General features: G+C 41.4%; 10 protein-coding genes. 7 read left to right on the top strand and 3 right to left on the bottom strand.

Annotated features, from left to right (window positions below; all coding sequences use genetic code 11):
* Window positions 1-356: 356 nt before the first annotated feature.
* Window positions 357-1,013: an HAD family phosphatase gene (locus M2132_RS04690; RefSeq protein ID WP_280671837.1), complete on the top strand. Its 657-nt coding sequence runs from the start codon at window positions 357-359 to the stop codon at window positions 1,011-1,013.
* Window positions 1,010-1,636 carry an NUDIX hydrolase N-terminal domain-containing protein gene (locus M2132_RS04685; RefSeq protein WP_280671835.1) on the top strand — a complete coding sequence of 209 codons (627 nt, stop codon included), beginning with the start codon at window positions 1,010-1,012 and terminating at the stop codon, window positions 1,634-1,636. The genes M2132_RS04690 and M2132_RS04685 overlap by 4 nt, the downstream gene beginning before the upstream one ends.
* A gap of 6 nt (window positions 1,637-1,642) precedes the next feature.
* Here the strand turns inward: M2132_RS04685 and ybaK are convergent, their stop codons facing one another.
* The 3 genes from ybaK to M2132_RS04670 are packed head-to-tail and all read right to left on the bottom strand — an operon-like array spanning window position 1,643 to window position 4,438.
* Window positions 1,643-2,134, bottom strand: a complete 492-nt coding sequence (gene ybaK / locus M2132_RS04680; protein WP_280671833.1) for a Cys-tRNA(Pro) deacylase — start codon at window positions 2,132-2,134, stop codon at window positions 1,643-1,645.
* Between the two features lie 20 nt (window positions 2,135-2,154).
* Window positions 2,155-3,657, bottom strand: coding sequence for a DUF3943 domain-containing protein (locus M2132_RS04675; RefSeq protein WP_280671831.1), 1,503 nt, complete (start codon window positions 3,655-3,657; stop codon window positions 2,155-2,157).
* Between the two features lie 40 nt (window positions 3,658-3,697).
* On the bottom strand, window positions 3,698-4,438 hold the full coding sequence (locus M2132_RS04670; RefSeq protein ID WP_280671829.1) for a polyprenol monophosphomannose synthase: 741 nt from the start codon (window positions 4,436-4,438) through the stop codon (window positions 3,698-3,700).
* A gap of 588 nt (window positions 4,439-5,026) precedes the next feature.
* Between M2132_RS04670 and M2132_RS04665 the strand changes: the two genes are divergently transcribed.
* The 5 genes from M2132_RS04665 (at window position 5,027) to speA (ending at window position 12,130) form a co-directional block, all read left to right on the top strand.
* Window positions 5,027-6,565 (top strand): Do family serine endopeptidase, encoded by a 1,539-nt coding sequence (locus M2132_RS04665; protein ID WP_280671828.1) that lies wholly within the window; start codon window positions 5,027-5,029, stop codon window positions 6,563-6,565.
* A gap of 234 nt (window positions 6,566-6,799) precedes the next feature.
* The gene (locus tag M2132_RS04660) at window positions 6,800-7,660 is read left to right on the top strand and encodes an RNA polymerase sigma factor RpoD/SigA (RefSeq protein ID WP_280671825.1); all 861 of its coding nucleotides are present in this window, start codon (window positions 6,800-6,802) and stop codon (window positions 7,658-7,660) included.
* A gap of 243 nt (window positions 7,661-7,903) precedes the next feature.
* A complete protein-coding gene (gene lepA / locus M2132_RS04655; protein ID WP_280671823.1) occupies window positions 7,904-9,691 on the top strand; it encodes a translation elongation factor 4 in 1,788 nt (595 codons plus the stop codon).
* A 1-nt stretch (window position 9,692) separates the two neighbouring features.
* Complete coding sequence (locus M2132_RS04650) at window positions 9,693-10,199, top strand: flavin reductase family protein (RefSeq protein WP_280671821.1); 507 nt, start codon at window positions 9,693-9,695, stop codon at window positions 10,197-10,199.
* A gap of 38 nt (window positions 10,200-10,237) precedes the next feature.
* On the top strand, window positions 10,238-12,130 hold the full coding sequence (gene speA / locus M2132_RS04645) for a biosynthetic arginine decarboxylase (protein ID WP_280671819.1): 1,893 nt from the start codon (window positions 10,238-10,240) through the stop codon (window positions 12,128-12,130).
* The last annotated feature ends 15 nt before the right edge of the window (window positions 12,131-12,145 follow it).

Below are 12,145 nucleotides of genomic sequence, written 5' to 3'. Positions count from 1 at the left end.
AGTGTACATCTGTTCAATTTTAACACTATTTTTTAACAACCGCCTTATAAACAATATCTATCAACAAAAATACGTTTTAAACGGTCTTTAAATCCTATTGAAACAATATTTAAACCCTTTATTCATACAGGATTGCGATTTTCACCCCTTTTTCAAACTCAATCCACATTTTGAGGGCTGTTTTTACCCCTTTTGGGGCTTCCAATCCACTCAAAATCGTAGTAGAATATAGATTTATGTACAATTCATTTTAAAATATATTTTTGCTCAAAAACCACTTCAAATCCTTTGTAGATAACACTTTCACGCCTTTCTGAGAGTGTAAAAAAATGCACCTTTTATTCTTTATACCCCAAATGGAAAATCAGATTTGCGCCCTGTTCGACATGGACGGGGTGATAATAGACACCGAACCTCAGTACGACAAATTTTGGAAACGTACCGGAGACAGATATAATGTAGGCATAGAAAATTTCGAGAAAGTAATCAAGAGCACTACCCTGCATGGTATTTTGGATAAATACTTTTCAGACCTCACCCAAGAAGAGGTAAACCAATTGATAGCAGACTTATACCGATTTGAAGAAACCATGATATTTCCCGAGATACAGGGGGCTGTCCGTTTTGTAAAATCGCTGAAAGAAAAAGGAATAAAAGTGGGTTTGGTAACCAGTTCGACCGACATGAAGCTCATAGGGGTGAATCGCGAAAAACATTTCGATACATTGTTCGACACCGTTGTTTCGGCAACACGGGTAAAGAACGGGAAACCTAATCCCGAATGCTATCTGCTTGCCGCTCAAGACTTAGGTTTTGCCCCCGAAAACTGTATTGTTTTTGAAGACGCTTTTGCAGGTATAGAGGCTGCCACCGTTGCAGGAATGACCGTTGTTGGCCTTGCCACAACTCACCCTGCGGAAGTTATAAAAGATAAATGCCTATTCACAATACCCGATTTCGATGGATTTACAATCGACGATTTTTTGAAGATAGAAAGAACAAACCCGCAATGAATGTCGAAAAAGAGTTACATCTGGCTGCACAACGCATAAGGGCTTTATCGCAAAACGGGTTGGTGTATTCAACCAACGAGTACGATACCGAGCGTTACCAAGAGCTTCTTGAACTAAGCAACCGGATTACAGCAATCGTTTCCGGAAACGATGTTTCGACAATAGCAGCTTGCTTTAGGGTGGAAGACGACTATGTAACACCTAAAGTAGACATCAGAGCTGTTGTTTTTGACGATAAAGGACGGATTTTGCTCGTCAGGGAACGTGCAGACGGGCTTTGGTCGTTGCCAGGTGGATGGTCTGACATAGGTTTTTCGTCTTCCGAAGTTGCAGTAAAAGAAGTGAAAGAAGAAACCGGGCTGGATGTAGTTCCCGTAAAACTATTGGCTGTACTTGATAAGCAGCGACACAATCACCCTCCCGCAGCGCATTATGCTTATAAAGTATTTATTTTGTGTAGAACAGTTGGAGGCGAATTTAATACAGCTTTCGATATTTTAGACAAAGATTTTTTCGGTCAAGACAATCTCCCGTCTCTGTCTACCGATAGAATTCTGAAAGAGCAAATAGATTTGATGTTCGATTTCAGAAATAATCCGGATAAAGAACCTATTGTAGACTAACGGAACTTAGCTTTTTATCAGATACGTTTCCTCGGCTTTTGCTACGGATAATAAATCTGTGGTATTTATTTTTATCTGTAATCCTCTCTGTCCCGCACTGACGTATACGAAGGAGTAATCGGAGCAGGATTCGTGAATATAAGTTGGGAAATGTTTTTTCATTCCAATAGGCGAACATGCTCCTCTTATATAACCCGTTACCGCCAAAAGGTCTTTCATGGGAATCATATCGCAACTTTTGTTGCCCGATGCTTTGGCTGCCAATTTCAAATCTAATTCTTCGGCTCCGGGAATAATACATACAAAAAAGCCTGTCTTATCACCTTTCAAAACCAGTGTTTTAAATACCTGCCTGATGGGTTCGTTCAGCTGTGCAGCCACATGAACGGCACTCAAATCCGATTCGTCAACCAAATAAGGTATAAGCTCGTACCCGACTTTAGCCTTATCGAGCAACCGTGCTGCGTTTGTCTTCCCTGTTTTTACCTCTTTCGCCATTCAGTATTGTATATGCAATATCAGAATTTGTATGTAAGCAGAATTTTTCCATCGGACGACCACGACTTTACATCCGGCATATAAGCATAACGTGTTGAACGCCTGTACAAAGTGTACATTCCCGTGAGATAGAGCCGGTCTTTGAGCCTCATATCTACTCTCAGATTAGAAGCATTGAGAGTAGCTACCGATTTATCTCCCTGAAAATTAACTTCTTTAGGATCTTCTATTCTCGATAAATCATATCCTTCAGGGTATCCTTTCCATGTAAACATTCTGAAGTTCTCGTGCCACCACGATACCCCTATCTTATCCTTGTATGATATGCTAACACCCGTTTTCCAGCCAAAACCGCTACACAGATTATAGTTTCTGTTATCCACCTGATAGTGGTCGCTGAGCGATGCACCTATTATAATACCATTAAAGTGTGCATACGAATTAAAATCCCAATCCGAAAACCGTTTGCTTTTGTGCATCAACCCAAAACCGAACGATGCGGGGGTTGCAAACTTATAAGGAATTTTACCTGACTCGTCCGAAATTGTATCTGAATCGTAGTAATCGAAATGCTGGTAAATGCCCATCCCGAAATAATCGTTCTTGTCATCGACCAAATCCTTTCCCCACAAACGTGCCATAACATTTATTTGCCCCAGCAACGGCTGCGAAGACTGAACATTGAGATTTCCTCTGAAAACAAAATAATCGAATGGTTTTTGGCCATCGGCTTCGTAACGGTCGCCATATTCTACTGAAAACAAAGTCGAAAAACCGGCTCCTTCGTCAAAAATATCGTCCCGTAGCTCCAATAAACGAACACCGCCCGAAAGCTCTACACTCAGCTTAGGAATACCAAACTGACGTCCCGATGTCCTTCTCTTTTTCCACGCATCGCCCGTTATAAGGCGAGTCAAGCCTCTAGTGGGAGCTACAATAAAAGCAGCTATCTCCCTACCCCAACGTTCACGGCCTGATGCACGGTCGTCCAGTATCATGTCGGTCGACCGGAAGGCCACCTCGCCCAATACTGTTCCGCCAATGGGAGTTACAATAATATCGTTTATAGACGGATATTCGTTTTCCATAAACATCTCCCACATAAAACTCCCCATAAAGGCATACCCGCCCGATCCCCAAAAGCTTACACCATTGGAACGGGCCGCGTTATAATACAGGTTTCCATGATAAGGATGAAGAAACAGGTTTGTTCCCATCTGGTCGTTATCCCAAACAAAGCCGTGCTTAAAATTCCGTCTAATTGTTTTTCCACTTATCCGTGCAAAGTCTTCGTTCAGTATATAACGGTCAAAACCCCATACACCGAGATTTAGCCCTACAACCAGACCTGCTGCCCGCCAATGGTGTTTCCGGTGACGGTAATGGCGCCAGTCGGCAGAATCGGGCTCAACATGCGGAACAACAAGTTTCCGCATCGTAAACTGGGCACAAACCGGAGCTGTGAACGAAACAAAAAGTAATATGAGTAATGAAAGGCGTACGATATATGAGCGCGGCAACATAGTCAGATAACAGAAATGAGAGAATGGTTTAAAAAATAATTTATTTGCTTCTCGGTTTAAATTGTTTTCTTATCCTACGCCAACGCAATCCTATCACACCAAAAAATGCCTCGCTAAATATTCCCGTGTTCATTTTTGATGTACCCAAAACTCTGTTGACAAAAATTATCGACACCTCTTGTAGTTTAAACCCAAGGCAATAGGCGGTATATTTCATTTCTATCTGAAAGGCATATCCTTTAAAGCGGACACTATCTAAATCAATAGTATCCAATACACGTTTGGTATAACACACAAAACCCGCGGTAGCGTCGTGTACCTTCATGCCTGTTATAAGCTTTACATACTTCGATGCGTAGTACGACATCAGTACACGCCCCATAGGCCAATTAACCACATTAACACCCATGCTGTAACGCGAGCCTATGGCCATATCCGCACCTTCGTTGTGGCAGGTTTCGTACAAGCGAAGCAAGTCTTGGGGATTGTGCGAAAAATCGGCATCCATCTCAAATATGTAGTCATAGCCTTTTTGCAACGCCCATTTGAAGCCGGCTATATAGGCCGTACCTAAACCTTGCTTGCCCGACCGTTCAAGTATATGCAGTTGGGCAGGGAATTCTTTTTGCAGTTTTTTTACAATAGCCGCAGTACCATCGGGCGACCCATCGTCGATAACCAGAATATGAAACTGCTTAGGCAAGGAAAATACAACACGGATAATGTTTTCTATGTTTTCCTTTTCGTTGTATGTTGGAATAAGAACTACGGAATCTGACATGACTAAAAACTTTGCTCAAAAATAAACCATTTATAAATATTAGTAACAGCTTTAGCTAAAAAAAAGAAGCAAACTGTAAATATTAACATTTAAGCAGCTCCGGTTTACCAAAAATTCACACCCTGAACCTATACCTCAATTTTGATTGTTTATTCTTCTTAACTCGTAGTACTTTTAGAAAGCTTGCGTTAAAAGACTAATTATAAGTACTTTATAACATTTGTCATTCTGAACAAAGTGAAGAATCCCTGTATTTCTTATTCGAGATCCTTCGTTGCACTCAGGATGACAAAATGAATATACCTTATTTCTCAAATTATTAGTTTTTATTTTTCAATTGCACTATGGGTTCTTCTTATAATAGATGTAAACAAACAAAAACTGTCAAATTGTCTTATCTGCCGAACATGTACAGTGTCCCGATTGCTAAATTGTCATTACATCAGACAACGTATAGTGGGTTAAAGCCTGTTAAGTAGGTATATGTGTGGTTAAAAGTGTTAAAAAATAGGTTTCACCCTCTTTTTTTGCTCGTTTTTTGAATATATATTTGGCAAAACTTAGAATACAACTAAAATTTATTTAAATATGAAAAGAGTGTGGAAAAAAATTTCGACTTATGCCTTCGTGGCATTATTTAGCGTAGGAGTTACTTTTGCTACTTATAGTATTCTTAGCGGTTCGTCGTACGGAATAGCCGACTATTACGACTATAAGGGAGATTTTGAACAGGACAATGTTCATCTGGCTGCACTAACAGCCGAAGGATACCCCGATTTCACAAAAGCGGCCGAAAACGCGGTACACGCTGTTGTACATATCAAATCGGTAGTGAAATCGGCCCCCAGTTCGCGTCAGCAACGTATGGTAGACCCATTCGAATACTTTTTCGGATTTGGCGGACGTGGAGATAGATATCAATATGAACCACAACCAAGCGTAGGTTTTGGTTCGGGGGTTATCATCTCTAAAGACGGATACATTATCACAAACAACCATGTTATAGACAAAGCAAACGATATTGAAGTTACGCTCAACGACAACAGTAAATATACAGCTAAACTTATCGGTACAGACCCTACAACCGATATCGCCCTATTGAAGATAGAAGGGAATGATTTCCCTACAATACCTTTTGGCGATTCGGATAAACTGAAGATAGGAGAATGGGTGCTGGCAGTTGGAAACCCGTTCAACCTCACATCGACCGTTACGGCGGGTATCGTCAGTGCAAAAAGCCGTGGAGGGATAACCGGCAATCGCAGAAACGCTGATGGCACAGCACAAAACAGCATACAATCGTATATACAGACCGATGCCGCTATAAACAGGGGTAACAGTGGCGGTGCCTTAGTTAATACTGCCGGGCAGTTGGTAGGGATAAATACAGCCATTTATTCGCAAACAGGCGATTTTGCAGGATATGGTTTTGCCGTTCCTATCTCTATTGCCGGAAAAGTAGTTGCCGATCTGAAAGAATACGGAGCTGTGCAAAGAGCTGTGCTGGGTATAACTATTATAGATTTATCTGTAATGAAATCGGACGAAAAAGCCAACGATGATGTGAAAAAGATAAAAACGAACGAAGGTGTCTACGTAAACGACTTTGCAGACCGTAGCCCGGCAAGGGAAGCAGGCATGGACAAAGGCGATGTTATTATAGCGGTAAACGATGTTAAGGTTCGTAATACCGGCGAGCTGCAAGAACAAATAAGCCGGTTCCGCCCCGGCAATAAAGTTAAGATTACTTATTTGAGAAACAATGCCGAAAAAACAGCTAATGTAACTCTCAAAACAAGTTCGGGCGATACAAAGATTATTAAGAAAACCGACGGGCTGGCCATAGCCGGAGCCGCTTTCAAAACCCTATCGGGCGAAAAGCTTAAAGAACTGGGTATCCGCAATGGTGTTGAGGTGGCCGGTGTTGATAGCGATGGCAAGTTTAAGGCCAAAGGTATCAGTAAAGGATTTATTATTCAGAAAATAAATAACCAGTCGGTATCGACTGCCGAAGATGTAGAAAACATCATCGAATCGGTGGGACGAAGTGAAGATAAAGTTCTCTTTATATCGGGCTTCTACCCCAGTGGAGCCAGACGCTATTATGCCGTAGAATTAGGAGAATAACAGAAGCCCATTTTTCGCTTTAAAATTTATTAACCAACAATAACGTATAACTCATCGTCTAAAACGGTGAGTTATACGTTTATTATAGTGTAGAGCAAAATAAGGCTCAAAAAAATCTTTGAAATTCTCATTGAAAGACAATTTTAGATTAACAATCAATAGGGTTCTATTTCGGGATTTTTTTGTATATTTGCACTCATTTTCGAGAAAAAAGAGGTAATAAAAACATATAGGATGAGACAGTTAAAAATAACGAAATCTATAACAAACCGCGAGAGTGCGTCTCTTGACAAGTATTTGCAGGAAATTGGACGCGAGGATCTCATCACCGTAGAAGAAGAGGTTGAATTGGCACAAGCCATTAAGCGTGGCGACCGTGCTGCCCTCGAGAAACTGACTCGTGCGAACTTGCGTTTTGTTGTTTCTGTGGCAAAGCAATACCAGAATCAGGGTCTTAGCCTACCCGACTTGATTAACGAAGGTAATCTGGGTTTGATAAAAGCTGCCGAAAAGTTCGACGAAACCCGTGGTTTTAAGTTCATCAGTTATGCTGTATGGTGGATTCGCCAGTCTATACTTCAGGCCTTGGCCGAACAGTCGCGTATTGTACGTTTACCACTCAACCAAGTAGGTTCATTAAACAAAATAAGCAAAGCGTTTTCTAAATTTGAACAAGAAAACGAGCGTAAACCATCGCCCGAAGAGCTTGCCAAGGAATTAGACATTCCGGTCGATAAAATTGCCGATTCGCTAAAAGTATCGGGACGTCATATATCGATGGATGCACCTTTTATTGAAGGTGAGGATAATAGCTTGCTCGATGTATTGGTTAACGACGATGCGCCTATTGCCGACCGTACCCTTATAAACGAATCGTTGCAACAGGAAATAGAAAGAGCCCTTTCTACACTGACAGACAGGGAAAGAGACATCATTAAGATGTTCTTTGGAATAGGATATCAGGAAATGACTCTTGAAGAAATAGGCGATAAGTTCCAACTGACCCGTGAGCGTGTACGCCAAATTAAAGAAAAAGCGATCAAACGTTTACGTCAAAACTCACGCAGTAAACTGTTGAAAGGCTATCTGGGATAAAAACAACGCACGTTACATAATAAAATAGAAATGCCCTTGCTTTTTGATATTAGCAAGGGTATTTTATTACGGTTAAGGGTGTATAACAGCCTTTTTTAGTTTATTTACTTTAATGTAAAACCCCGATAAAATTTTATAGACGTGCTTATAAAATCGTTTTTATCATGTATATTTGCAATCCTTAAATTGGGCTTGAAGTATCCCGATTTATTCTTAATCAATTTATTGTTTGGATTTACATAGATGAATAAAATTCGTAATTTTTGCATCATTGCGCATATTGACCACGGAAAGAGTACATTAGCCGACCGTTTGTTAGAATACACCAAAACTGTTGAAGGAAAAGACCTGCAAGCACAGGTGCTTGACGATATGGACTTGGAACGCGAGCGTGGCATTACCATCAAAAGCCATGCTATACAGATGCAATACCAATATAAAGGCGAAACGTATAAGCTGAATCTTATTGATACTCCGGGGCACGTTGACTTCTCGTACGAGGTTTCGCGCTCCATTGCCGCTTGCGAAGGAGCTTTGCTTATAGTTGATGCCGCGCAGGGAATACAAGCTCAAACCATATCGAACCTTTATATGGCAATCGACAATGATTTGGAGATTATTCCCATTCTCAATAAAATAGACCTGCCAAGCGCGATGCCCGAAGAGGTTGAAGACCAAATTGTTGAATTACTTGGCTGTAAGCGCGAAGAAATAATCCGTGCCAGTGGTAAAACCGGCGAAGGTGTGATGGATATCCTCGAAGCTATCGTAGAACGGGTTCCCGCTCCTAAAGGCAACCCTGAGGCACCCTTGCAGGCTCTTATTTTCGATTCTGTTTTTAACTCTTTCAGAGGAATCATTGCTTACTTCAAGATAGTGAATGGCTCTATTCATAAAAAAGACTTGGTTAAATTCTTTGCCACCGGCAAGGAATATGAGGCCGACGAGGTTGGAGTTTTGAAGTTAACCATGTCGCCCCAAGACGAAGTGACGTGTGGTGATGTAGGTTATATTATTTCGGGTATCAAAACATCGAAAGAGGTTAAAGTTGGCGATACGATTACCCATGTTAAGAATCCTTGCGAAAAAGCCATAGAAGGCTTTGAAGAAGTGAAACCGATGGTCTTTGCCGGGGTTTACCCTATCGAAAGTGAAGATTTTGAAGACCTTAGGGCTTCGCTCGAAAAATTGCAACTTAACGATGCCTCGCTTACTTTTCAGCCCGAATCGTCTGTTGCCCTTGGTTTTGGTTTCCGTTGCGGATTTTTAGGCTTACTGCACATGGAAATCATACAAGAGCGTTTGGATAGGGAATTTAACATGGATGTGATAACAACCGTACCTAACGTTTCGTATCTCGTTCATGATAAAAAAGGAGGTGTAAAAGAAGTTCACAACCCATCAGGATTGCCCGAACCAACCCTTATAGATTATATAGAGGAGCCATATATCAGGGCATCGGTCATAACAAATACCACTTACATAGGCCCTATTATGACGCTTTGTTTAGGAAAGCGTGGAATACTATTGAAACAGGAATATATTTCGGGCGACCGTGTAGAAATAACCTACGATATACCTCTGGGCGAAATCGTTATCGACTTTTACGATAAACTGAAAAGTATATCGAAAGGGTATGCCTCGTTCGACTATCACATGCACGATTACCGTGAGGCAAAGTTGGTTAAACTGGATATCCTCCTTAATGGCGAACCGGTAGATGCTCTGTCTACCCTGACGCATGTAGACAACGCTGTTGGTTTTGGACGCCGTATGTGCGAAAAACTAAAAGAGCTTATACCCCGTCAACAGTTCGACATTGCCATACAAGCCGCTATCGGTGCTAAAATCATAGCCCGCGAAACTATTAAAGCTGTGCGTAAAGATGTAACAGCCAAATGTTACGGAGGTGATATATCGCGTAAACGTAAGCTTCTTGAAAAACAAAAAGAAGGTAAAAAACGTATGAAACAAGTAGGAAACGTTGAAGTTCCCCAGAAAGCGTTTTTAGCAGTATTAAAATTGGATTAAAGTGAATAATTTTAAAGAAATAAAATTAACGGAGCTTCCATTCAGCCCTTTTGATATAAAAGATAAGTGGATGCTCGTTACCGCCCAAAAAGACGGGAAGGTAAACACCATGACAGCCAGTTGGGGTATGTTTGGCATAATGTGGAACAAAGAGGTGGTATCGGTTGTAATACGCCCACAGCGTTACACGAAGGAATTTATAGACAATGCCGATTCTTTTTCTATCACCTTATTCGATAAGAACTTCAAAAAAGAATTGGGATATTTAGGCACTGTTTCGGGGCGTGATGAGGATAAGATAGCAAAAGCAGGGCTAACCGTTGTGCACAAAAACAATGTTCCCTTCTTTGATGAAGCCGAGGTTGTTATTATTGCTAAAAAACTATATTCGCAACCATGGGATGGCGACTTTTTTGTGGATGCTAAGCTTATAGACCAATGGTATCCTGAAAAAGATTTCCATACAATGTATGTTGCTGAAATAGAAACGGTATTAAAGAAGGATTAAGTATAAAAATCATATAATTTTTAGGCGTATTTGCAATAATGAGAAAATGGCGCATTGAAGATTCAGAAGAATTGTATAACATCTCGGGATGGGGTGTGAATTATTTTTCGATAAACGAAAAAGGGAACATTACGGTAACCCCTAAAAAAGGCGGAGCTGCTGTAGATATGAAGGAACTGATAGACGAACTTCAGCTAAGGGACGTATCCGTTCCGGTGCTGATTCGTTTTCCCGATATTCTGGACAACAGGATTGAAAAAATATCGACCTGCTTCAAGATTGCTGCAAAAGAATATGGATACCAAGCCCAGAATCACCTTATTTACCCCATAAAAGTGAACCAGATGCGGCCTGTGGTTGAAGAATTGGTGAGCCATGGCAAGAAATTCAATATCGGGCTCGAAGCCGGTTCAAAACCCGAGCTTCATGCTGTTATAGCCATCAACACAGATCCCAATTCACTCATTATCTGCAACGGATACAAAGACGAAAGTTATATAGAACTGGCTTTGTTGGCTCAAAAAATGGGGAAACGCATATTCATTGTAGTTGAAAAACTGAATGAACTACCCCTCATTACAAAAATAGCAAAACAACTGAAGATTGTACCCAATATAGGTATCCGCATCAAATTAGCCAGCAGTGGCAGCGGAAAATGGGAAGAATCGGGAGGTGATGGCAGCAAATTCGGGCTTAACTCGAGCGAGTTGCTCGAGGCATTGGCTTTCCTCGAAAAAAACAATATGCAAAGCTCTTTGCGCCTCATTCACTTCCATATAGGCAGTCAGGTAACGAAAATACGCCGCATCAAAACAGCTTTGCGCGAAGCCTCTCAATTTTATGTGCAGTTGCATGCCATGGGCTTTAATGTTGAGTTTGTTGACATTGGCGGAGGTTTAGGTATCGACTACGACGGCACACGCTCGTCGATGAGCGAAAGCAGCGTCAATTATAGTATTCAGGAGTATGTAAACGACTCTATTGCCACCATGGTGGATGCCGCCAATAAGAACAACCTGCCCCACCCTAATATAATTACCGAGTCGGGGCGTTCGTTAACGGCGCATCATTCTATTTTGGTTTTTGAGGTACTCGAAACAGCCACTTTGCCCGAATGGAACGAAAATCTGGATATTTCGGACGACGACCACGAACTGGTGAAAGAACTATATCAAATCTGGGACGACCTCACCCAGCGAAGTATGCTCGAAGCTTGGCACGACTCGCAACAAATACGTGAGGAGGCTCTCGATTTGTTTAGTCTGGGGTTGCTCGATCTGAAAACACGGGCGCAGGTAGAACGTTTATACTTTTCTATTGCCCGCGAAGTTTATCAGATGGCAGGACGGATGAAACATTCGCCCGAAGAATTGAAACAATTGAGTAAGCTTTTGCCGGATAAGTATTTCTGTAATTTCTCACTGTTCCAGTCACTACCCGACTCTTGGGCTATAGACCAAATATTCCCGATTATTCCTCTGCACCGGTTGGGTGAAAGACCAGACCGGACAGCTACCTTGCAGGACATAACCTGCGATTCGGATGGTAAGATTGATAATTTTATACCATCCAACCATCAGACCAGTTATCTACCGGTTCATTCTCTCAAGAAAAATGAGCCATATTATCTTGGTGTTTTTCTTGTTGGTGCTTATCAGGAAATATTAGGAGATCTCCACAACTTGTTTGGCGACACAAATGCGGTTCACGTATCGGTCAATGAAGATGGATACAAGATAGACCAGATGATTGATGGGGAAACCGTTGCCGAAGTTCTCGATTATGCCCAGTATAACGCCAAGAAACTTGTGCGCACGGTAGAGACATGGGTTACAAGCTGTGTGAAACAAGGCTCTATTACAGTAGAAGAAGGTAAAGAATTTTTATCGAACTACCGTTCAGGGCTTTATGGGTACACCTATCTTGAATAGAGCTATTATTGATTA

Origin of the sequence: Dysgonomonas sp. PH5-45 (genome assembly GCF_029893235.1) — a bacterium.
Taxonomy (GTDB): Bacteria; Bacteroidota; Bacteroidia; order Bacteroidales; family Dysgonomonadaceae; genus UBA1309.
The sequence above is the reverse complement of the archived record's forward strand: the minus strand, read 5'-3'. Positions and strand labels throughout refer to the sequence as shown.

What these genes read in the sequence shown, in the direction of transcription:
- M2132_RS04690 (WP_280671837.1), top strand. Translation starts at nt 357, where the DNA reads ATGGAAAATCAGATTTGCGCCCTGTTCGACATGGACGGGGTGATAATA.
- M2132_RS04685 (WP_280671835.1), top strand. Translation starts at nt 1,010, where the DNA reads ATGAATGTCGAAAAAGAGTTACATCTGGCTGCACAACGCATAAGGGCT.
- ybaK (WP_280671833.1), bottom strand. Translation starts at nt 2,134, where the DNA reads ATGGCGAAAGAGGTAAAAACAGGGAAGACAAACGCAGCACGGTTGCTC.
- M2132_RS04675 (WP_280671831.1), bottom strand. Translation starts at nt 3,657, where the DNA reads ATGTTGCCGCGCTCATATATCGTACGCCTTTCATTACTCATATTACTT.
- M2132_RS04670 (WP_280671829.1), bottom strand. Translation starts at nt 4,438, where the DNA reads ATGTCAGATTCCGTAGTTCTTATTCCAACATACAACGAAAAGGAAAAC.
- M2132_RS04665 (WP_280671828.1), top strand. Translation starts at nt 5,027, where the DNA reads ATGAAAAGAGTGTGGAAAAAAATTTCGACTTATGCCTTCGTGGCATTA.
- M2132_RS04660 (WP_280671825.1), top strand. Translation starts at nt 6,800, where the DNA reads ATGAGACAGTTAAAAATAACGAAATCTATAACAAACCGCGAGAGTGCG.
- lepA (WP_280671823.1), top strand. Translation starts at nt 7,904, where the DNA reads ATGAATAAAATTCGTAATTTTTGCATCATTGCGCATATTGACCACGGA.
- speA (WP_280671819.1), top strand. Translation starts at nt 10,238, where the DNA reads ATGAGAAAATGGCGCATTGAAGATTCAGAAGAATTGTATAACATCTCG.